General features: G+C 26.8%; 21 protein-coding genes. 3 read left to right on the top strand and 18 right to left on the bottom strand.

Annotated features, from left to right (window positions below; genetic code table 11):
- Positions 1–39: 39 nt before the first annotated feature.
- The 6 genes from tgt to BGI42_RS04720 all read right to left on the bottom strand — a co-directional run bounded on the left by tgt (position 40) and on the right by BGI42_RS04720 (position 6,191).
- Positions 40–1,179 carry a tRNA guanosine(34) transglycosylase Tgt gene (gene tgt / locus BGI42_RS04745; protein WP_069679221.1) on the bottom strand — a complete coding sequence of 380 codons (1,140 nt, stop codon included), beginning with the start codon at positions 1,177–1,179 and terminating at the stop codon, positions 40–42.
- Positions 1,180–1,318: 139 nt separating this feature from the next.
- Positions 1,319–2,344, bottom strand: a complete 1,026-nt coding sequence (gene queA / locus BGI42_RS04740) for a tRNA preQ1(34) S-adenosylmethionine ribosyltransferase-isomerase QueA (protein ID WP_069679220.1) — start codon at positions 2,342–2,344, stop codon at positions 1,319–1,321.
- 17 nt (positions 2,345–2,361) lie between these two features.
- Positions 2,362–3,396, bottom strand: coding sequence for a Holliday junction branch migration DNA helicase RuvB (gene ruvB / locus BGI42_RS04735; protein WP_069679219.1), 1,035 nt, complete (start codon positions 3,394–3,396; stop codon positions 2,362–2,364).
- A 45-nt stretch (positions 3,397–3,441) separates the two neighbouring features.
- Complete coding sequence (gene ruvA / locus BGI42_RS04730) at positions 3,442–4,038, bottom strand: Holliday junction branch migration protein RuvA (protein WP_069679218.1); 597 nt, start codon at positions 4,036–4,038, stop codon at positions 3,442–3,444.
- 353 nt (positions 4,039–4,391) lie between these two features.
- Complete coding sequence (locus BGI42_RS04725) at positions 4,392–4,973, bottom strand: hypothetical protein (RefSeq protein WP_069679217.1); 582 nt, start codon at positions 4,971–4,973, stop codon at positions 4,392–4,394.
- Positions 4,974–5,321: 348 nt separating this feature from the next.
- Positions 5,322–6,191 carry a radical SAM/SPASM domain-containing protein gene (locus BGI42_RS04720; RefSeq protein ID WP_069679216.1) on the bottom strand — a complete coding sequence of 290 codons (870 nt, stop codon included), beginning with the start codon at positions 6,189–6,191 and terminating at the stop codon, positions 5,322–5,324.
- A gap of 293 nt (positions 6,192–6,484) precedes the next feature.
- Here BGI42_RS04720 and BGI42_RS04715 point away from each other — a divergent pair, with 293 nt between their 5' ends.
- The gene (locus BGI42_RS04715; RefSeq protein WP_069679215.1) at positions 6,485–7,576 is read left to right on the top strand and encodes a glycerol dehydrogenase; all 1,092 of its coding nucleotides are present in this window, start codon (positions 6,485–6,487) and stop codon (positions 7,574–7,576) included.
- A 240-nt stretch (positions 7,577–7,816) separates the two neighbouring features.
- Here BGI42_RS04715 and BGI42_RS04710 read toward each other — a convergent pair whose 3' ends face one another.
- The 7 genes from BGI42_RS04710 to speD form a co-directional block, all read right to left on the bottom strand.
- Positions 7,817–8,461: a flavin reductase gene (locus BGI42_RS04710; RefSeq protein ID WP_069679214.1), complete on the bottom strand. Its 645-nt coding sequence runs from the start codon at positions 8,459–8,461 to the stop codon at positions 7,817–7,819.
- 224 nt (positions 8,462–8,685) lie between these two features.
- Positions 8,686–9,531 (bottom strand): agmatinase, encoded by an 846-nt coding sequence (speB, locus tag BGI42_RS04705; protein ID WP_069679213.1) that lies wholly within the window; start codon positions 9,529–9,531, stop codon positions 8,686–8,688.
- Positions 9,532–9,861: 330 nt separating this feature from the next.
- Entirely contained in the window at positions 9,862–11,001 is a 1,140-nt protein-coding gene (gene nspC / locus BGI42_RS04700; protein ID WP_069679212.1) for a carboxynorspermidine decarboxylase, read from the bottom strand.
- Between the two features lie 232 nt (positions 11,002–11,233).
- Positions 11,234–12,433 carry a saccharopine dehydrogenase family protein gene (locus BGI42_RS04695; protein ID WP_069679211.1) on the bottom strand — a complete coding sequence of 400 codons (1,200 nt, stop codon included), beginning with the start codon at positions 12,431–12,433 and terminating at the stop codon, positions 11,234–11,236.
- 55 nt (positions 12,434–12,488) lie between these two features.
- On the bottom strand, positions 12,489–13,343 hold the full coding sequence (gene speE, locus BGI42_RS04690) for a polyamine aminopropyltransferase (RefSeq protein WP_069679210.1): 855 nt from the start codon (positions 13,341–13,343) through the stop codon (positions 12,489–12,491).
- Positions 13,344–14,801 carry an aminotransferase class I/II-fold pyridoxal phosphate-dependent enzyme gene (locus BGI42_RS04685; protein ID WP_069681030.1) on the bottom strand — a complete coding sequence of 486 codons (1,458 nt, stop codon included), beginning with the start codon at positions 14,799–14,801 and terminating at the stop codon, positions 13,344–13,346.
- A gap of 16 nt (positions 14,802–14,817) precedes the next feature.
- Entirely contained in the window at positions 14,818–15,636 is an 819-nt protein-coding gene (gene speD, locus BGI42_RS04680) for an adenosylmethionine decarboxylase (protein ID WP_192875387.1), read from the bottom strand.
- A gap of 569 nt (positions 15,637–16,205) precedes the next feature.
- Between speD and BGI42_RS04675 the strand changes: the two genes are divergently transcribed.
- Positions 16,206–16,541: a hypothetical protein gene (locus tag BGI42_RS04675; protein WP_069679208.1), complete on the top strand. Its 336-nt coding sequence runs from the start codon at positions 16,206–16,208 to the stop codon at positions 16,539–16,541.
- A gap of 503 nt (positions 16,542–17,044) precedes the next feature.
- On the opposite strand, the gene BGI42_RS04670 is transcribed toward BGI42_RS04675, so the two are convergent.
- From BGI42_RS04670 to hflX, 5 genes are all read right to left on the bottom strand, one after another.
- Positions 17,045–17,785 carry a YebC/PmpR family DNA-binding transcriptional regulator gene (locus BGI42_RS04670; RefSeq protein WP_069679207.1) on the bottom strand — a complete coding sequence of 247 codons (741 nt, stop codon included), beginning with the start codon at positions 17,783–17,785 and terminating at the stop codon, positions 17,045–17,047.
- Between the two features lie 356 nt (positions 17,786–18,141).
- Positions 18,142–18,789, bottom strand: a complete 648-nt coding sequence (locus tag BGI42_RS04665) for a YigZ family protein (protein WP_069679206.1) — start codon at positions 18,787–18,789, stop codon at positions 18,142–18,144.
- Complete coding sequence (locus BGI42_RS04660; protein ID WP_084023840.1) at positions 18,777–20,204, bottom strand: aminotransferase-like domain-containing protein; 1,428 nt, start codon at positions 20,202–20,204, stop codon at positions 18,777–18,779. Before BGI42_RS04660 ends, BGI42_RS04665 begins: the two co-directional genes overlap by 13 nt.
- A gap of 18 nt (positions 20,205–20,222) precedes the next feature.
- Complete coding sequence (locus BGI42_RS04655; protein ID WP_069679205.1) at positions 20,223–21,128, bottom strand: nucleotidyltransferase domain-containing protein; 906 nt, start codon at positions 21,126–21,128, stop codon at positions 20,223–20,225.
- A gap of 211 nt (positions 21,129–21,339) precedes the next feature.
- The gene (hflX, locus tag BGI42_RS04650) at positions 21,340–23,157 is read right to left on the bottom strand and encodes a GTPase HflX (RefSeq protein ID WP_069679204.1); all 1,818 of its coding nucleotides are present in this window, start codon (positions 23,155–23,157) and stop codon (positions 21,340–21,342) included.
- A gap of 412 nt (positions 23,158–23,569) precedes the next feature.
- Here hflX and hpt point away from each other — a divergent pair, with 412 nt between their 5' ends.
- Entirely contained in the window at positions 23,570–24,091 is a 522-nt protein-coding gene (gene hpt / locus BGI42_RS04645) for a hypoxanthine phosphoribosyltransferase (protein WP_069679203.1), read from the top strand.
- The last annotated feature ends 30 nt before the right edge of the window (positions 24,092–24,121 follow it).

Genomic DNA, 24,121 nt, shown 5'->3' with positions numbered 1-24,121 from the left:
ATAGTTTACATTTTTTTATATATATTGTCAATGCAACTACTATTTCCTATCTTCCCATGCAGCTATTTTCTTATTTTTAAATTCTTTAAAGTAACCACCATCAATAGCATCTCTTACTTCTTGCATTAAATTATTATAAAAATATAAATTATGTAACACACATAATCTCATAGCTAACATTTCTTTTGCCTTGAACAAATGCCTTATATAAGCTCTTGTATAATGCTTACATGCTGGACATTGACACCCTTCTTCTATAGGTCTTTCATCTAATTCATGTTTAGCATTCATTAAATTAAGCTTTCCTTCATTAGTATATACATTACCATGTCTACCATTTCTAGCAGGGAGAACACAATCAAAGAAATCTACTCCTCTATCAATAGCTTCTAATATATTAGTTGGAGTTCCAACTCCCATTAAATATATAGGTTTATCTTCTGGAAGATGTGGAGCTACTGCATCTATAATTCTATACATATCTTCATGACTCTCACCAACTGCAAGCCCACCAATAGCATATCCATCTAAATCCATTTTAACAATTTCTTTAGCATGAGCTATCCTTATATCTTCATAAATTCCACCTTGATTTATTCCAAATAACATCTGTTCCTTATTTATTGTATCTGGAAGTGAATTTAATCTATCCATTTCTTCTTTACATCTTTCAAGCCATCTTGTAGTTCTTGCTACTGATCTTTCAACATATTCTCTTGTTGATGGATTTGGTATACATTCATCAAAAGCCATAGCAATTGTAGATGCTAAATTACTTTGAATTTGCATTGATTCTTCCGGTCCCATAAATATCTTTCTTCCATCTATATGAGAACTAAAATAAACACCTTCTTCTTTTATTTTTCTCATAGCTGACAGTGAAAACACTTGGAATCCACCTGAATCAGTAAGAATAGGTCTATCCCAATTCATAAACTTATGTAATCCACCTAATTTACTAACAACCTTATCAGTAGGTCTTAAATGTAAATGATATGTGTTAGATAATTCAACTTGACATCCAATTTCTTTTAAATCCATACTTGATACTGCACCTTTTATAGCTGCTAAGGTACCTACATTCATAAATACTGGCGTTTGTATAGTTCCGTGAGGAGTTACAAATTCACCCCTTCTAGCTTTTCCATCCTTTTTTAATAAAGTATATCTTTTACTCACAAGCGTCACCTCTTAATTATAATTTTTAAAATTCTCCTTATATTATTAGGAAAATCAACTAGAGCTATTTATACTTAACTCTTTATTTATAATTTAGACACTTGACTATGTCACCTCATCAATGTCCTTAAAATTATCATTATTTTATAAACATAGCATCTCCAAATGAGAAGAATCTATATCTTTCTTTTACTGCCTCTTCATATGCTTTCATTACATGTTCTTTTCCTGCTAATGTTGAAACAAGCATTATCAATGTAGATTCTGGCAAATGGAAGTTAGTTATTAATCTATCAACTATTTTAAATTTATATCCTGGATATATAAATATACTAGTCCACCCACTAGTTTCTTTTACATTACCTTTTTCATCAGCTATTGTTTCCAATGTTCTAGTTGATGTTGTACCTACTGAAATAACCTTATTGCCTCTTTTTTTAGTTTCATTTATTATATCTGCATCTTCTTTTGAAAGATGATAATATTCTGAATGCATTTCATGTTCTTCTATAATTTCTACCTTAACTGGTCTAAATGTGCCAAGACCAACATGCAAAGTTACGTAAGCAATATTAATACCCTTATCTTTTATTTTTTGTAATAATTCTTCAGTAAAATGAAGTCCTGCTGTTGGTGCAGCTGCTGATCCATTTTCTTTTGAATATACAGTTTGATATCTTTCTTTATCTTCTAATTTTTCATGAATATACGGTGGTAATGGCATTTCACCCAATGAATCTAATACTTCTTCAAAGATACCATCATAATAGAATTCTACTATTCTGTTACCATTTTCTTTAACCTCTACTACTTCAGCCTTTAGCTTCCCCTCTCCAAAAGTAAATTTTCTTCCTACCCTTGCAGACTTTCCAGGCTTAGCTAAACATTCCCACCTGTCTTTTTCTACTCTTTTTAACAATAAAAATTCTATTTTTCCACCTGTTTCTTCTTTTTCACCAATTAATCTAGCTGGCATTACTCTTGTATTATTTAAAACTAAAGTATCTCCTTCATTTAAATAATCTATAATATCATAAAATTTCTTATGATATATTTCTCCAGTTTCTTTATCTAAAACCATAAGTCTTGAAGTATCTCTTTTTTCTAAAGGATGTTGAGCTATCAATTCCTCTGGTAAATAAAAATCAAAGTCTTTTACGTTCATTTTATCGCTTCTCCTAACTATTTAAAAAAACTTGTTTGTCCTTTATTTGAATTATTGTTTTTATTATTAACTCTTCCTAAATGTTTATAAGCTTTATCAGTAGCTGTTCTTCCTCTTGGTGTTCTCACTATAAAACCCTTTTGAAGTAAATAAGGTTCATAAACGTCTTCTATTGTACCTAATTCTTCACCTATAAAATAAGATAATGTTTCTATTCCAACAGGTCCACCATTAAAATTATCTATAATAGCTTCTAAAATCTTATTGTCTACTTTATCAAATCCTTGACTATCTACTTCTAATAATTCTAACGCTGCTCTTGCCTCTTTTAAAGAAATTACTTTATTAGATTTTACTTCTGAGTAATCTCTAACTCTTTTCAACAGTCTATTTGCTATTCTCGGTGTTCCTCTAGACCTTCGTGCAATTTCTAAGGCACCTTCTTCAGTAATTTTACATCCAAATACAGCAGCACTTCTTACAATAATTTCTTTTAATTGAGTCTCATCATAATATTCCATAGCACAAAGTACTCCAAACCTATCTCTAAGTGGAGATGTTAACATTCCAATTCTAGTAGTTGCGCCTATCAATGTAAACTTAGGCAAATCCAGTCTTATTGATTTTGCAGCTGCACCTTTACCTATTACAATATCTAAAGCATAATCCTCCATAGCTGGATACAATATTTCTTCAACACTTCTATTCAATCTATGTATTTCATCAATAAATAAAACATCAAACTCTTTAAGTGTTGTTAATATAGCTGCTAAATCACCAGCTCTTTCTATTGCAGGACCTGATGTTATCTTTAAATTACCACTCATTTCCTTGGCAATAATATTAGCTAAAGTAGTTTTACCAAGACCAGGTGGTCCATATAAAAGAACATGATCTAGTGCTTCTTTTCTATTTTTAGCTGCTTCTATAAATATATTTAATCTTTCTTTTACTTTATCTTGCCCTATATACTCATTTATTTTTTGTGGTCTTAAACTTAATTCAGAATTACCATCTTCAAACATTTCATCTGGAGTAACTATTCTTTCCATAAATACACCCCCATTTATATACTACATGAACTAAAAATTTTATATTTAACCCATTAATTTAACCAATGCACTTTTTATAATATTTTCAACTGTCTCAGATTTATCAACTTCTTTAAGTGCTTTTTCAGCTTCTTTCTCCGTATATCCTAGAGAAATTAATGCACTTAATGCTTCTGAAATAGCAAGTGAATTATCTTGACTTATATCATCAAACTCATCTATGCAATCTAATAGTTCATCTGGTTTTAATTTATCTTTTAATTCTAATATAATTCTAGCTGCAGTTTTTTTACCTATTCCAACACCTCTGCAAAGATGTTTTTCATCACCAGTCATTATTGCATATTTTAAATTATTTAAACGACTTATAGACAATAATGATAAAGCTGCTTTAGCTCCAACTCCACTTATTGTAAGTAATAATTTAAACATCTCTAATTCTTCTAGTGATTCAAAACCATATAATCCTATAAAATCTTCTCTTACAATTTGTTCAATATATAATTTTATTTTTTCACCACAACATGGCATTGAAGACATAGTAGCACCTGAAGTAAATATCTTATATCCTATTCCATTATTTTCAACAACAATATAATCTTTATTTATACCAATGTACTCACCTTTTATATATTCATACATATAAAGCAATCCCCCTATAGTCTAAATAAAACATAATTTTTTATTCGAAACCTAACTTATACTTTATCATTTTATAATAAATCTTTCAATTAAAATAGAAGTAAAAAAATCGCTGAGCCACTGTGTAGTATCGATTTTTTTATCGCTGCACCCTTTCCTAACGTAGTGCAGTAATAATGGTTAGGCATATGATTATTTTTATTCTTTATGGATATTCATAAAACTTTTTAAATACAGTATTTAAAAAATTATCCACAGATTCTTTTAGTAATATATTTTCCTAAAGAATAAAAAAGCTATACTAAATATTAAAATAAAATTTAACATTAGTATAACCTTTAGAAAATACATATTTATGATATTAATTCTGAAATACTTTCTTCTGCTTCATCTTTTGTATCATATTTAAGTTCAAAATTTTTAATTTTAGACCTATCTACTTCTCGTAGGTTCTGAACAGGTTTATTATCTGAAAAAACATCTTCACTATTCTTTACAGATGCATTTCCATCTTTATCAGTTTCATATATTGCTAAATGTCCATCTTTTTCTCCTATATAATATTTATTAGGTTCTAAATTACTTGAAGAATCTTTTTTAAACATAATTTGATTATTAGAGGTAATATCTAATGAATACCCACTGTTTTTTAATATTTTAACTAGCTCATCCTTAGTTAAATCACCATCTATATTTAATTTCTTCTTTATTTGAGCAACAGTCATATCACTTTCTTTCTTATCACCAGCAAATAAAGATACCTTTATATCATCTTGTAATTTATTTATCTCTGTATCAGTATTAACTTTTTTTTGTGAAGTTTGAAGTAAATTCTTATTATTAACAGATCTATCTACTAAATAATACGTTAAGGAAAATATAATTGCTAATATTAAAATACATATGACAGATAACTTTTTCTTATTATATTTCATATTCATCACTCCTTACTAGGAGCATTGACTAATTTTATCATATTTATTCATATTTTAACTATTTGGGTTATTATAACATTTTGAAATACTGGAAATTATAGAATTTTAAAATATGTATTTTTAGAAAATTCTCATGATTTTCAAATAAAAATCTAAATTCTCAATTATCCAATCTCAACTTTAAAGCGTGGCTGAAGCACTTTTATTCTAAATATAAGTTTATATGTAATAGATAAAGCAGCATTTTCTTTAACTATACTCATTTTAGTATTCTTAAATTCAATTGCTAATTCTACTTTACTTATGCATACATCAACAATATATTAACAAGTACAATTCACTTGCATATTATCTTACTCGATTTATAAAACCACACTTTTTACACAGTTCCTCTACTGCTACTCTTCTTGAAAATCCATCATACATATCTTTAGCTCGCTTAGATTTCAAAATTTCGTCTAAATTATTTTCAAATATATTTCCAAGAGGTATCTTTCCTTCACTATCTAAACAACACGGTACAACTGTACCATCTACTAAAATTCCTATTTGATCTCTAAGACCATAACAAAAAGCTCTTTCACCTATTTCTTTACTATTTATTGACGGCCATTTAAATTTTTCTCCCATACTTAAATATAGATTTTGAGAAAGTTTAACACTATTTTTTCCTTTTAATGAATCTTTCAAATTATAAGTTAAATTAAACTCTTCTTCAAGAATTCTAAATATATCTATATTCATATTATTACTTGCTTTATACTTGGTATCTAAATTCCATAATCTTAAGGAACATATTATATTACTCTTTTCTGTAGCCTCTTTACAAAACTCTATTATATTCTGTAGATAATCTTCAAATTTCACCTCACTGTTATTAGCTTCAAAGCTATGAAGTGAAATATTCACTTGCCTTAATGCTTGTGATTTAATTAAAATGTCTTTTACGTTTTTTATTAATGTTCCATTTGTGGTAATATTAGCTTTCACCTTATACTTATCACTTAATTCTAAAAACTTTTCAATATTGGAATTTAAAAACGGTTCTCCCATTAAATGAAAATAAACATAATCGCTATATGGTTTAATACAGCTTAAAATATGTTCAAAAGACTTTTCATCCATAAACATTAGTTTTCTAGTTGTTTTAGGACAAAAATTACACTGTAAATTACAAACATTAGTTATTTCTATATATACTCTTTTAAATTTTCTCATGAACTTTATTCACCTTTTCAATTTTTAATTATTATATAGTTTATTTAATTCAAAATTATGTCATGCATAAATCAATATTAATATAAATGTTATTATACTAATTTATTATATACATTTCTATAAATATTGATGAATTTTATAATTATCCTCTAATATTAAATTTAAATATTATACAAAAATAGATTAAAATCATTTATATATTTAACCAATAAAATTTTGTAATATAAACCATATTTTTGATATATATGATATACTATACTTGTATTATTTTATATATTTTAGGAGGGATAGTTATGGCAAATATTATCATTTCGCCAAATAAATATATTCAAGGAAATGGTGAACTTGAGAATATAGCAAAACATACTAATAATTTAGGAGATAACTTTTTTATAATCATTAGTACTTCTGGTATGAAAAGAGTTTCTAATATTATAAACCATAGTTTTTCTAATAGCGATTCAAATTTAACATTTGAAATATTTAACGGAGAATGTTCTGAAACTGAAATAAAAAGATTACAAAATTTATTTCAACAAAACAAATGTAATGTTGTTATAGGCATAGGTGGAGGTAAAATATTAGATACTGCTAAAGCTGTTGCTTTTTATGAAAACGTTCCTGTAGTAATAGTTCCTACTATAGCCTCTACAGATGCTCCTTGTAGTGCATTATCTGTTATTTATAAAGATAATGGTATTTTTGATAAATATCTATTATTAAAGCAAAATCCAAATATTGTTTTAGTAGATACAAAAATAATTGTTAATGCCCCATCAAGATTATTAATTTCTGGTATGGGAGATGCATTAGCAACATATTTTGAAGCAAGAGCTTGTAGAAGGGCAAATAGTCTAAATTTAGCTGGAGGACATATAACATTAGCTGCAGAAACATTAGCTCATGCATGTTATAAAACATTATTATTAGAAGGATATAAAGCAAAACTTGCTGTTAATAATAATGTTGTTACTAAAGCAGTTGAAAACATAGTAGAAGCAACTACATTATTAAGTGGCTTAGGGATCGAAAGTGGTGGACTAGCTGCTGCACATGCAATTCATAACGGCTTCACTATTTTAAAAGAATGCCATGAATTGTATCACGGTGAAAAAGTTGCTTTTGGAGCCATTTCACAATTAGTGTTAGAAAATGCTCCTATGGAAGAAATCAGTGAAGTTATACATTTCTGTAAATTAGTAGGACTTCCAACTAATCTATCTGAACTAGGAATTAAGAATATTAATAAAGATGATATAATGAGAGTAGCTGAGGCTTGTTGTGCTGAGGGGGAAACTATTCACAATATGCCATTTGATATTACACCTTATGATGTATATGCTGCCATTTTAACAGCTAATAAGTTAGGATCTAAATTATCATAGATAGTTAATGTCTAAATATTTAAAATTATAAAGTCTATAAAATAAATAATTTTTAAATTTGATTTAGGCACATTCAAATAAATAACTAGTCAGTATGCTAGTTTATTCTGTGAACTACTTCTTCATTGGAACATACTAATAGCAGAACTATTTTAGTAGAACCCAAGTCATTGTATTTTACAAAATATCCATGGCATCTTTGACTTGTTATTTATTTCTATATGATTTGTGAGCTCTTTGCTAATTAACTTTAAAAAAAGCTGATTTAGGTTTTTTACATATTGGACAGACATAATCATCAGGTAAATCTTCGAAATTTATATCACCATCATAAATATAGTGACAAACTGAACATTGATATACATCCTTTGCTTTTTCTTTGGAATCTGATTGTTTTTCTTTATTTTGATCTAATTTACCTGATTTAAGATCTCTATAATTTGCATATGTCATTGGTTCTTCATCGTTTATTTTTTTAGCATTAACTACTTCAGCTATAAACATATTATGAGTTCCAAGATCTATGCTTTTAATAACTTTACAAGATAGTGTAGCTATACAATCCTTTTCTACTACAGGATTATTAAGTTCATCTAAAACATATGGCATATCCTTAAATTTATCAACATCTCTGCCACTACGATATCCAAAATGTGCAATTGTGTCTAGTGAACCATTTTTATCTACAACTGATACTGAAAATTTATTTGATTTTTCAATCAACTCATTAGTAAAATTTTCCTTAAGAACTGTAATACTAACTCGCATTGGTTCTTGAGTAACTTGACTTAATGTATTAATTATACATCCATTCATTTTGCCATCTACCTCAGTTGTTAAAACATAAACTCCATAAGTTATAGTAAATAATGCACTTTGATCCATATAATCTGCCTCCCTAACTTTTATATAATAGTTATTATCTTTTAATATTTATTATAAATCTTTTTTTACATTACATCAATATTTATGTTACAAATTTTGAAAATATTTCTATAATTAATCAAATACATGTCTATATATATCTTTATAAAATGATATATTTTTATAAAAAAATAGGTAAAACCAATTTAGGTCTTACCTAAAAATCTATTATTTATAAAAAAACATTAATATATAGCAAGTAATAATTCTCTTAATACTTTACAAGCTAATGCCGTTGAACTTCCAGTTTGATCATATATTGGAGAAAGCTCATTTATATCCATACCTACTATATTAAGCTTACTTATGCTTAATATTGCTTTTAATAATTCCATAAATGTAACGCCTCCAGCTTCAGGTGTTCCTGTACCTGGAAATACAGACGGATCTAATACATCCAAATCCAATGTAAAATATATAGGTTTTTCTTTTAATTTATTAACAATATCTTCTAGACCATTAAAGTTAAATTTGTTAGTAAAAATATGATCTTTTCCCCAATATATTTCATGTTTATCTCCGGATCTAATTCCAAATTGAAATATTTTATTATCTCCAATTATATCCCAAATTCTATGCATAACTGTTGCATGAGATAACTTTTGACCTAAATACTCTTCCCTCAAATCTGCATGAGCATCAAAATGTATAACATGAACATCTGGATACTTTTTACTTATAGCTCTAAATGCACCTAACGTAACCAAATGTTCACCACCAATCATGCATGGTATCTTGTCATCCTCAATTATTTTATTAGTTAATTTTTCAATATTAAGCAAAGCATTTTCTGGGTTTCCAAAACTAAGTTCTAAATCTCCTGCATCAAAAATCTTTATTTCCTCTAAATCCTTATCTTGATACATACTATAAGTCTCAATTCCAAAAGATTCACTTCTCATTGCTTTACTTGCAAATCGTGTACCTGGTCTAAATGAAGTTGTTGAATCAAATGGTGCTCCAAAAATAACTATTTTTGATTCATCATAATTATTATCACAACCTATAAAAGTTTCTATATTTTTATTCATAATTACTTAAACCCCTTTTTATAAAAAACTTTTGGTATCATTAAATTCTTATTATATTTAAATATCTAAGAACAACATAGCTAAACAACCCTCTTTAGTAGAGAATTTTGGTTGGAAGTCTTAAGGCTTTCTAAAAATATAATTTTAAAATTCTATAACAGACTTTTTTCCGAGAGATCCCAACTTTTCACTATAAATTCTCAACTAATATTTGCTTTAATCTATATTTTATCTGTCTTTTAAACTTTAAAAATTCTATACTTTTTTGTATTACTATAATTAATTATATTAATACTTAACATTAAGTAAATTTATTATTAATTTTATTGTTTATAAACGAGATTTAAAATCTTCATATCCAAACTTTTTTATAATTTCAATACCTTTTTCTTCGCTAAACTTAACTATTGAAGGTAAATTTATACCATTAAAAGTATTATTTTTAACCATGGAATATATAGCCATATCACAAAAAACTAATTTATCACCTGCTTTTAAAGGTTTATCAAATGAATAATCCCCTATGATATCTCCTGCAAGACAAGTTGGACCACCTAATCTATAGGTATATTCATATTTATCAGGCATTCCCGAATTTATAATATGAGGTCTATATGGCATTTCAAGTACATCTGGCATATGGCAAGCTGCTGAAGTATCTACTATTGCAATATTCATTCCATTTTTTATAATATCTAAAACAGTACATACCAAGAAACCACTATTTAAAGCAACAGCTTCCCCAGGCTCTAAATAAATATCAATATTATATTTATTTTTCATATATAATATTGCTTCTATTAAAGTTTCCATATCATAATCGTCTCTTGTTATATGATGTCCACCACCAAAATTTAACCACTTCATATTTTTTATATACTTACCAAACTTTTCATCAACTACTTTAATTGTACGAGCTAACGTATCTGAATTTTGTTCACACATAGTATGAAAATGTAATCCATCTATCCCTTCAAGATCTTCTCCTTCAAAATTTTCTAACGTAACACCCATTCTTGAGTTTTTAAAACATGGATTATATATATCTGTTTCTATCTCTGAATATTCTGGATTTATACGAATTCCACATTCTATCTTTTTATCTTTATAATTTTTAATTTTATTTTTGTATAAATTCCATTGATTAAAAGAATTAAATACTATATGATCACAATACTTCATTATTTCATCAAATTCATCTTCTCTATAAGCTGGTGAAAATATATGTACCTGCTTTCCCATTTCTTCATATCCAAGTCTAGCTTCAAAAAGTGAACTTGATGTAACTCCTTTTAAATATCTACCTATTAAAGAAAAAGTAGAATACATAGAAAATGCTTTTGTTGCAAGAATAATATTAGCACCTGTTTCTTTTTGAACATAATCTAATTTTTCTAAATTCTTTTTTAAAAGTCTTTCATCAACCAAATAACATGGCGATGGTAACTTATTTAAATCTATGTCTTTCATAAAATAAACACCTCTGTAAAATCTAAAAATCTGAAAATTTTAAAGTTCTAAAATTCTTTCATTATTAAACATATATTCTTAACCAAAATATTAATTTGTTTCTTATATATTAAGAATGATGAAGAAAATATTCTCTCTTCATCATTCTTAAAATGTATTTATATTAAACTATATTTTTAATTTAAAATTACTAATATGTTTTAAATGTATTAACATTTTATTAAAATATAAACTACTTAACTAAAGTTGGATTAAAATCTTCTTTCCATGGCAATCCCCATTTATTTAATTCATCCATAAATGGATCTGGATCAAATTCCTCAACATTATACACACCTGGTTTCTTCCACAAACCCTTCATTATTAAGCTTGCACCTATCATAGCCGGAACTCCTGTTGTATAGGAAATAGCTTGAGATCCAACTTCTTTATAACATTCTTCATGATCACATACATTATATAAATAGTAAGTCTTTTCTTTACCATCTTTCTTTCCTTGGAAAATACAACCTATATTAGTTTTACCTTTTGTTCTTGGACCAAGTGATGCTGGATCTGGTAAAACTGCTTTTAAAAATTGTAATGGTACTATTTTTTCACCTTCAAATTCTATTGGTTCAATAGAAGTCATACCCACATTTTCAAGTACACGTAAATGTGTTAAATACTTTTCTGAGAATGTCATCCAAAATCTAATTCTCTTGATTCCTTTAATATTAATAGCTAGAGATTCTAATTCTTCATGGTGTAATAAATACATATCCTTTGGTCCTATTTCTGGAAAATCATAAACTTCTTTTAATTCTAGAGGTTCTGTTTCTACCCATTTACCTTTTTCCCAATAACTACCATTAGCTGTGATTTCACGAATATTAATTTCTGGATTAAAGTTAGTCGCAAAAGGATAACCATGATCTCCTGCATTAGCATCTAAAATATCTATATAGTTGATTTCATCAAAATAATGTTTTTGAGCATAAGCACTAAATACACCTGTAACACCAGGATCAAAACCACTACCAAGTAAAGCAGTTATCCCCGCTTCTTCAAATTTCTTTTTATATGCCCATTGCCATTTATATTCAAATTTTGCAGTATCAAGAGGTTCATAATTTGCTGTATCTACATAATCAGTTTTTGTTGCTAAACATGCATCCATAATAGTTAAATCTTGATATGGAAGTGCAAGATTTATTACAACATTTGGTTTAAATTTTTCTATAAGAGCAATAAGTTCATCTACATTATCAGCATCGACCTTTGCTGTTTGTATCTTAGTCTTTCCACCTTCTAATTTAGATTTTAATGCATCACATTTTGATAATGTTCTACTTGCAATACATATTTCCTCAAAAATATCTGAATTTTCACAACATTTGTGAACTGCTACACTAGCAACTCCTCCAGCACCAATAATTAAAGCTTTTCCCATTTTTAATTCCTCCAATTCATCTATATAAGTATAGTTTTCTCCTTTTTATTTATTTCTATTCTGTATCTCCTTCAAGTAACTCGTTTACATAAGTAGGCAATGCGAAACACCCTACATGAAGCTCAGTATTGTAATACTTCGTTTTTATACCTAAATTTTCCCAAGACCTTGCATCAAAATCTTTGATTGGATCATATTTTTTAGAAGCAAATCCAAATAACCAATGTCCTGATGGATATGTTGGAATATGTGCTTGATAAACTTTGTGTATTTCAAATATGCCTTGTATTTTTTTATGAGCATCTTTCATTGATCTTGAATAATACTCATAATACGGACTCTCATGTTGATTAACTAATATTCCTTCTTCACTTAAAGCCTTATAACAATTACCATAAAATTCTTTGGTAAACAATCCTTCTCCTGGTCCAAAAGGATCAGTTGAATCAACTATTATTAAATCATATTCATTTTCTTTATTACGAACAAATCTCAATCCATCTTCATACACAATATTAACTCGTTCTTCATCAAGCTTACATGCTGTTTTAGGCAAATACTTTTTACACACTTCAACTACTCTTTCATCTATCTCAACCATATCTATTTTTTCTATACTCTTATACCTTGTAAGTTCTCTTATAGTTCCTCCATCGCCTGCACCAATAACTAAAACATTTTTTATATTAGGATTAGTTGCCATAGGAACATGAACTATCATATCATGATAAATAAATTCATCCTTTTCAGTTACCATCATTAAACCATCTAAGGTAAAAATCCTTCCAAATTCTTTTGACTCTAAAATATCAATTCTTTGAAATTCACTTTCTTCACTATATAACTCCCTATCAATTCTAATTGAAAGCTTTACATCTTCTGTGTGCTTTTCTGTATACCATAATTCCATTTATTCTGCCTCCACTACATTAATCTTTTCAATTTTTACATCTTCTGTTCCAGTTAAAAAACATCCTTTTTCTTTTGCATAACTTATATACTCTAAAATCTCTTTAGTTATTTTCTCACCTGGTGCCAGAATAGGTATTCCTGGTGGATAACACATTACAAATTCAGCGCATACTCTACCAGCACTCTCATTCATCGGTATAGATGTTTTTGAAGAATAAAATGCTTCTTGTGGTGTAAGTAAAACCTCTGGATTTATATATTCATGATCAAACATTCCTGCTTTATCTTTTGAATACAATCTTCTAATTTCTGAAAGAGCTGATATTAATCTTTCTATAGTTAAAGCTCTATCACCTACTGATATAATAGCAAGTATATTAGCAATATCTCCAAATTCTATTTGTATTCCATATTCATCTCTTAAAATATCATATACTTCTATACCTGCAAGCCCTATATCTCTCGTAAATATAGACAATTTAGTTCTATCAAAATCAAAAACAGCATCATTATCTATTAATTCTTCTGAAAAAGCATAATATCCTTTTATCTTATTTATTTCTTCTCTAGCATATTGAGCAAGATTTTTAACTTTATTAAAAATTTCTTTTCCATTAAGTACAAGGTCTCTTCTTGCTAAATCTAAAGAAGACATTAAAAGATATGACCCACTTGTTGTTTGAGTTAAATTAATTATTTGCCTTACATATCCAATACATAAATCGCAATTTAAAAGCAAGAATGAACTTTGCGTTAATGATCCTCCTGTCTTATGCATACTAACTGCTGCCATATCTGCCCCTGCTTCTACAGCTGATATAGGCATATCTTCTCCAAAATAAAAATGAGTACCATGTGCTTCATCTACTAAAACATACATTCCATTTTTATGTGCTATTTTAGTAATCTCTTTTAAATTAGAACAAATGCCATAGTAAGTTGGGTTATTTACAAGTATAGCCTTTGCATCTGGATTATCTTTAATTGCCTTTTTTACATCTTCAACAGACATTCCAAGTGGTATTCCAAGCTTTTTATTAACACCTGGATTTATATAAATAGGGATCGCACCACTAATTACCAAAGCATTTATGGCACTTCTGTGTACATTTCGAGGCATTATAATCTTTTCTCCTCTTTTACAAACGCTCATTATCATCGTTTGTACTGCTGAAGTAGTTCCATTTACCATAAAAAAGGCATGTTTAGCACCAAAAGCATCAGCAGCAAGTTCCTCTGCTTCTTTTATAACTGATACTGGGTGACAAAGATTATCTAATGGTTTCATTGAATTTACATCAACAGAAAGGCATTGCTCTCCTAAAAATTCTTTAAGCATAGGGTTTCCTCTTCCTTGCTTATGTCCAGGTACATCGAATGGTACAACCCTTGCTTTCTTATACTTCATCAAAGCTTCATAAATTGGAGCCTTTGAGTGAGATTCTTTATCTTTCATTTTCTCATCCCCGTCATCAATATATATTAGTTCCACTGAAAATCTCTATCATCTCTTTACGTAAATTGTTTTCAATTTCAAGCCTTTGCTTAGGCTTAATTTCATAAACATCTCTGTTAAAAAGATAATTTTGAAGTTCAATTTCTTTAATTAACATTTTTGTATGAAATATGTTTGATTGATATACATTAATATCCATCGCATCATATTTATTTAAAGTGCTTTCATCAATATAATCTTGTATTGATGTTATCTTATGATCTATAAATAGCTTTTTTCCATCAACATCTCTAGTAAAACCTCTGACACGATAATCGATTGTTATAATGTCTGAATCAAAACTTCCAATAAGATAATTTAATGCATTTAATGGAGAAACTTCTCCACAAGTAGATACATCAATATCTACACGAAAAGTAGCAATAGAATTATCTGGATGATATTCCGGATAAGTGTGTACGGTAACATGACTTTTATCTAAATGTCCAACGACAGTATCTCTTGTCTTTAAAATATCAATTTCCCCAAGATTACAAGATTTATCTATTTCCTTTACTGCAAGTGTCTCCTCTGATATAAGTATAGTTACACTAGCACCTTGTGGATCATAATCCTGTTTTGAAATATTAAGTACATGTGCACCTATCATTTCCGTTACATCACACAAAATATTTGTAAGTCTTTCTGAATTGTATTGCTCATCAATGTAAGCAATATAGTCCTTTTGCTCTCGCTCACTTTTTGCATAGCATACATCATAGATGTTAAAGCTAAGTGTTTTGGTGAGGTTGTTAAAGCCGTATAATTTCAGCTTGTTTTCCAACCCTAACATCACAACCTTTCTCTATAAAAATAACACTTTATTATTCGATTAATCATAAACTTTTATTTTAAATAATCCTTTATAAAATTCTAAGAATCCCTCTTAAATTTTGTATGTTTTTAGAAATTCTTACAAATACTTAACTCATAGTTTAGCTATTCTTAATCTTTTGATATTGTACATTTTACTATATTTTAAATTCAATTACTACTACTTTTTAAATTTTTTATGGATTTTTTTAATTAGTTTAATTTTTTATAAATAATATTTTATTGAAATAAATACTTTTAAAGCCTGTATATATCTAAATTAATGTACTCTTTTCTAATTTATAATAAATATACTTTTATGTTATTTATCACTTTATATTTATGCTAAAACTATAAAATGTGACTTTTTAGTAATTAAATATTTATATATTTTTTATATAATGTTTTAGCATTGCTATATACCTTCATGATATAATTACTTTATGTTTTTATAAAAATATAAAGTATATAATATTTTTAATATTTATATACTTTTTACAAAGATTTCAATATGTTAAAAACACAATTAAATAATAAAAGGAGATAAATTATATGAACAACAATTATATTAATGCATTAGATGCTGCTAAAAAATATAATTTATATTTAAAGGTAGTTACTTCAATAAAATCTTTTGATACATATAACAGTTTTTTTAATATATTTGATCAATATGATGACGCTTGCAGAAGAATCGTTGTATTAACAAAATATGAATCTTTAGAAGAAGTTTATGAAGAAGATCCCACTAAAGAAATTGATTCTAGTAAAATAATAGATGGATGTATCTACTTAAAAAGTGCATCATTACTTACAAGACCTGATAAAATTGATTGTAATAATCTATTAGTAGATAAAAATTTAGTTAAAGAATTAGTAAATAGTTAATATATTTTAACAAGTATCTATTATTTGTTTTTTTAATCATATTTATTGTTTTATTTATATATAATCTTTATACTCTAGTTATTTAATCATAATTTAAAAATCTAAATTGTCATTAATATTATGAGCATAAGACGCAAAATTATGCTATTTTATATAAATATTAGTATTAGTACGTTTTAAAAATTTTCATACTAATATTATTATAAAAATGATATATTTTAAAAATAAAATTCATACCATATTTAAATAATATATATATATAACTCAATACAAAGAGATTATTAATTAAAAATCCATTTATCATAAATTTTATTATTTAAGTAACTTGTCTCCTTATTAACAAGTTACTTTTTATTTTTAAAACAAAAAACCACCTTCTATCTAATCATAGATAGAAAATGGTTTCTAAAACTTCATATACATTAATGTATATCATAATCAATATTAGTCTTTACAATTTTTCACAAAGCTTGTTGGACTTTGATTTATCTAAGCTAATAAGTTTATTCTTCCCATCCTTCTGGGAACTCAGCATTGTGGTAAACTTCTTGAACATCATCGTCATCATCAAGTAAGTCTAACATCTTTTGGAACTTCTTAGCGTCTTCTTCGTTAATTGCTGTATATGTATCTGGTATCATTTTAACTGCTGCTTCTAAGAATTCTATTCCTTCTGCTTCTAATGCTTCTCTAACTGATGAAAAATCTTCTGGAGTTGTTGTAATTACAAATACTTCATCTTCATCAGAATTAAAATCTTCTGCCCCTGCATCAAGAGCCATCATCATCATTTCATCTTCATCTCTATCAGCTTTTTCTATTACAATTTCTCCCTTTTGTTGGAACATGAATGATACACAACCTGATGTACCCATATTTCCGCCACCTTTTGTAAAGGCACTTCTTACATTACCAGCTGATCTATTCTTATTATCAGTAAGTGTTTCAACAATTACAGCTACTCCACTTGGGCCATAACCTTCATAAACTATATTTTCATAGTTAACTGCTCCTAATTCACCTGATGCCTTTTTAATTGATCTTGTTATAGTATCATTAGGCATATTTGCAGCCTTTGCTTTTGCAATAACATCTCTTAATTTATTGTTTATATCTGGATTAGGTCCACCATTTTTAACAGCTACCATTAACTCTTTACCTATTTTTGTAAAGACCTTACCTCTTTTCGCATCTGCTTTACCCTTCTTAGCTTGAATATTATGCCACTTTGAGTGTCCTGACATATTGTTTCCTCCTTACTTTGAGGCACATTCAAATAAACAATTAATCAGTATGCCAATTTATTTTGTGAACTGCATCTTCCTTAGAACCTACTAATAGCATAACTATTAGTAGGCCCAAGTCATTGTATTTCTCAAAATATCTGTGGCGTCTTTGACTTATTATTTATTTTCATATGCCTAATTTAAATATATAAATTGTATTACTAAATCTAACTAAAAATAATTGTTATTATAAATTTCAATCACAATAACATATTTTAATTTATACTTATTTTATAATAGATTCAAATATAAAAATCATCAAAAATTATATCATAACAACACTTCATATTCAAGTAATTGCTATTATATGTAAATTATATACACTTATATAATCTATTGTCTTCTTTAAAATAAATTTCCTCATCGCTCTTAGATATTATTATTTTTCCACTACTACATTCCGTCATTTCTTTTTCTATATCTTCTAAAATATCTTTTTCAGCTAATATATTTATGATAACTTTATCTGTATATTCTGTATCTTCTATATGCCATAAATTTTGAGCACATACATATTGAACTTTACCTAATAAATCATAATCCATTTCTAGACTTAGGTTTACTCCAATAACTTTTTCAACTACTCCAGCACATTTTATTGCTATACTTGCTCCTTTTGTATATGCTCTAGTAAGTCCCCCTGTTCCAAGTAAAATCCCTCCAAAATATCTTGTAACTACTACTGCACAATCAGTTATTCCGCTCTTTTTCATAACTTCTAATATAGGAATTCCTGCTGTTCCTTGAGGTTCTCCATCATCAGAATATCTTTGTATATTCATGTTTTCCCCTATAACATAAGCCCAACAATTATGTCTAGCTTGTTTATGCATATTTTTTATTTCACTAACAAAAGCCTTAGCTTCTTCTTCATTTTCTACTCTTTTCGCATATCCTATAAATTCAGATTTCTTTTCTTCAAATCTATCTTCACCAAAATTTCTTATAGTTATATATGGCATTCAATTAGCTCCTCCCTTAAAATATTAAGACCCTTTATAATTTTATTTTCATCAGTTTGATAAAAGCCTATTCTAAATGTATTTTGTCCATCATTTTGAGATGTAAAAAACATTATTCCTGGAGTTATATAAACTCCTTTTTTTCTTAATCTAAAAAATAACTCTTTAGAAGTTATTTTACCATCTCTTAAAGTTAAGTAAAAGTTTAATCCTCCTTTAGGATCAATATAGCTTATCAAATCTTTAAAATCTCTATCTAATATTTTTTGCATTATTTTATATCTTTTACTATACTCAACATTTAAATTCTTAATATTTTGTTTCCATTTATTTTCATATATATATAAATCTAAAGCTCTTTGCATTAAGCTTGAAGTGGTTATATCTGTATTAAATTTTGAATTCTGAAGACTTTCTCTAAAAATCTCAGGTGTAACTAAATATCCAAGCCTTATTCCTGGTAAAAATATCTTAGAAAAACTCTTTATATAAATAACACGTTCATTTCTATCTAACCATTTAAAAGGAATATATTCTATTGATTTTTCATATATAAGCTCTGATAAATAATCATCTTCTATTATATAAAAATCATATATTTCAGCTAATTCTAAAATCCTTTTTTTCTTTTCTAAACTATAACTTATTCCTGTTGGATTTTGAAAATAACTCATAGTATAGAAACATCTTATATTGTTTTTTTGAAGAATCTTTTCAAACTTGTCTAAATCTAATCCATCTTCTTTTATTGGTACCTCAAATATGTTTGCTTTTTTCCATTTAAATACTGATAAGGCACCTCCATAAGTGGGTTTTTCTACTACTATATTATCATTTATATTTAAAATTCCTTTTGAAACTATATCTATTCCTTGTTGAGCACCAGATACAATAAGAATATCTTCTTCATTCAATTGATTGTCCCAAAAAGCACTATTAATCGTTGTTATTAAATTTTTATATCCATATGAATTGTTAGATATAAGTGCATTGACACCATCTCTTTCCAAAACTTTATCAATTATTTCTTTCAGATCCTTTATAGGAAATAAAACTTCTATATTAGTTTCACCTGTAAAATCCACTATGTTAGGTAATTCATCTATTCTTAATTTTTTTAATGTATTTGAATACTCTTTCCTAAATACATTAGGTAATTCTTTTACTTTTGCATATGTTCCACTTCCAACTTTTTGATAAGCATATCCTTCTGCTTTTAGCCTTTTATATGCATTAACAATAGTAATTGAATTAACGCCTAAAACTTTAGATAATTCTCTTATTGTAGGTAATTTTTCTTTATCTTTTATCGCTTTTTTTTCTATTAGATTTTTTATAAAATTTGATATTTGAATATACTTAGGCACTTCTTCTTTAAATTTAATCTCTTCAAATAAATTTATATAATTCCCCATTATAATTACCTCTATAATCTAAAAATTATAATTCTTACATGAATATACATTTTCATTAATTTTTTTACTATCATCTATATCTAATTTTCTTACATCTTTTTTTACTAAATTCCTTTTTAATAATTCTTTTAGTATATCCTCTATTTTTATGTCAAATTCTTTAAACCTAATATCATTTTTTATTTCATATGAACTTAAAAAAGTTTTCTTTTCATTTAAAAATTCTATTAATGCTTTAGTTGCTGTAAATATATTTAATTCTAAAAATTTTTCAATATATATTAGGGTTTCTTCTATATTTTCTTTTGACATTGGCTCATAAAACAAACTATTTATTACCTTATTAAAATCATCATTTAAATTCGTTGCCATTCTAACAGCATCTTTACTTACCGTATATCCATTTAAGTTTAAATACAATTTCGAAAAACTATCTAAAGCTCTTATTAAAATTTCATATGATGTAAATATACTATCATTATATAAATATTTTTTAGTTATTCTAAGATCCTTTATCAATTTTCCTAAATAAACCAAATTCCATTTTTCAATATGTTTATCTAAACTATATCTTGCCTCATTAAAAGTTAAGGTTATTTCGTCATCTCTTGAAAATACAATTTTAGAAGATAATAATAAATTTCTTGCAAATCCTTTTTTCCCATTATTCTTATATAAATTTAAAAAGCTTTGTTTACTTAATAATTTTATATGAATATCTATACCTAACATCTCTGAATATACATCTCTGATTTCATCAAAATTATCTTTATACAAAACAAATAAATCTATATCAGATTCATCCCATAAATCCCCACTTATTATACTTCCAAAAGCAAATATAGCTAAAACTTTTTTATTAAATTTTAAATCATTTACCAACTTTTGAAATGACTTTTGATACTCTAATATTGATTTTAACATTAAAATTCGCTCCTTTTCCTTATTTAAACATTATATCTTAAATACACGAAATGTTCTATATATAGGGAGTTTAATCTACTAATATATAAAAAAATTCTTAGTTATAAAAACGGAATATACACACACATATATGCATAAATCCCATTTTTTCTAAGAATTTCTTTGAAAATTAACTCTAAAACTAAAATTTAAAAACTCTATAATTTCATTACTAATTTAATATATTTAATATATATTCTTTAGTCTTGTTATATACTTCATCATCAACTTCAACAATCATAAATGTTCCATCTTCTCTATAATCTTCACTAATAACTCTACCATTTCTGTGTAAAAATGATTGAATATTGCTTTTATCATAAGGAATTAAAAACTCTGCCTTTTTATAATTATAAGGAAGCTTTTCTTCTATTAATGCCAAAAGGTCTTCTAAATTTATTTCTTGTTTTGCTGATATTCTTATTATTAATTGTTCTGTATTAATTTCATTATCTTCTATAAAATTAATAAAATTATTTATCTGTTCGTCACTTGCTTTATCTATTTTATTTAAAACTAATATTGTTTCTTTATCAATAGCATCTAACTCTGTTAATACCTCATTTACTGCTTTATATTGTTCTATTGCTGTCTCTGAAGATACATCAACTACATGGCATAAAATATCTGAAAATATAACTTCTTCTAAGGTTGATTTAAATGCCTCAACCAAATCATGTGGTAATTTTCTAACAAATCCAACTGTATCTGTTAATGTTATTACTCCTTTATTTTTTAATGTTAGAGCTCTTGTTGTAGTATCAAGTGTTGCAAAAAGCATATCAGCTTCAAATACTTTTTGTTTTCCTACAGTATCTTTTCTTGCTGATAAATTACAAAGAACATTTCTTAAAGTAGATTTTCCTGCATTAGTATAACCAACTAATGAAACCTTAGGAATACTTTCTTTATTTCTTTTTTCTCTTTGAACTTCTCTAGTCTTTTTTACTTTTTTAAGTTCTCTTCTTAAATCATAAATAGTTTCCATTATGTGTCTTCTATCTGTTTCTAACTTCTTTTCTCCTGGTCCTCTAGTTCCAATACCTCCCCCAGTTCTTGAAAGTATTGTTCCAAGTCCTTGAAGTCTACTTAATCTATATTTAAGTTGAGCAAGTTCAACTTGTATTTTAGCTTCTCTACTCTTGGCTCTAGTTGCAAAAATTTCAAGAATTAATGTGGTTCTATCTATAACTTTTGCTCCTAATGCTGCTTCCAGATTTCTAACTTGTGAACCTGTTAGTTCATCATCAAAAATCACTACATTAGCCCTTTCTATTTGTCTGATAGAAGCTATCTCTAATACCTTTCCTCTTCCTATAAAAAATGAAGGGTCTATTTTATTTCTACTTTGAAACACTGTTTGTAAAACTGGAATATTACACGCCTTAGTAAGTTCTTCTAACTCTTCTAAACTTTCCTTTGTATCAGAACCAACTAATATAGCCTTTTCACCAGTTTCTTCTATAATTTCGTTAGTCTTTATTAAATTTTCTATAAAATTAATTTTGTCTAATATATTTATAGATATGATTTCATCTAATGATAAATTCATATTCTCATCATACTCTAATTTATTATTATATAATCTAAGAAGACCTAACGAAAAATCTTTTATATCTCCATCTTCAGTTATTGCCACAGACACAATAGCATCTAACTTTAGTTTTAAAAGTGCAGTTACATCTAATGCTGAAAGATTACAATAACCATTAGGATGAGTATGTATAACTCTAACTCCAGATAATCTTTTTTCACTTATATCTATTAAAGGTACCTGAACCGAAGTAGAATCTCCAATAGCTACTGATGTAACATTCCCTTTTCTGTTTATTGCTACACTTACTTCTCTTTCAATACTTGCTGATACTCTAGCAATTATATTTAAAATTTCTAAATTACATATTTCATCTTTAGAAGTTTTAATAGAATGTATCCTTTCTAATTCATTTAAAATAGAATTTCTAATTCCATCAATATTTCCTTCTATCATTATAAAAATCACCTCAAAATTTAAATCTTATAAAAATCCGTAAAAGTTATTAAATTATTTTAATTTTATATTCTTATATTAATTCTTATATTAATTTTCATATTATCATTATAACTTATCATATATATAATATTCCATCAAATTAACACTGATATAAATTCACAAATAATAAACTATACCAACCTTATCTTAAGAACTTTCATATAATTTTATACTATTAATATTTCCTTGTAAATAAAGCATTAAAAGAATATAAATTCCTAACAATAAAATAATAATACATCCATCTTGACAATATTACTAATATTTTATACTATTAAAATACTTTAAAGAAACTTAAATGAGATATTATTAGAGGAGGTGACCTGTTGTTAAATCTTTATTGAGTTTTAGATTTTAACAGCAGAATAGCATGGATAATAAAAAGCGTAACATACTTTTTTCTAAAGAAAAAATTAATGCTAGAATAGAAGAATTGGGTAAAATTATAACTGAAGATTACAAAGATAAAAACCTTTACGTTTTATCTTTATTAAGAGGAAGCTTTATATATGCAGCGGATTTAGTTAGAGCAATAGATACAAAGGCTACAATAGGATTTATGACTACTTCAAGCTACGGTCATGATGAAGTGTCATCTGGAAAAATTAAAGTTGTTAATGATATTCCTGATAACATCGAAGGATATGATGTTCTTATTGTAGATGATATAGTTGATACTGGTATAACAATGGATTTTGTTGTTAATCACGTAAAAAATTTAGGTGCTGCTTCTGTGAAAACTTGTGTTTTACTTGATAAACCATCTAGAAGAAAAGTAAAAATAGTTCCTGATTATTGTTGTTTTACAATCGAAGATCTTTTTGTAGTTGGTTATGGATTAAATTATGGAGATCACTACAGAAATGTTCCTTATGTATTCAATTGGGAATAAATCATCATTCATTTTACATATGATAATTAT

This window comes from Clostridium taeniosporum (assembly GCF_001735765.2).
Taxonomy (GTDB): Bacteria; Bacillota; Clostridia; order Clostridiales; family Clostridiaceae; genus Clostridium; species Clostridium taeniosporum.
This window is presented reverse-complemented; position numbering and strand designations above follow the sequence as displayed.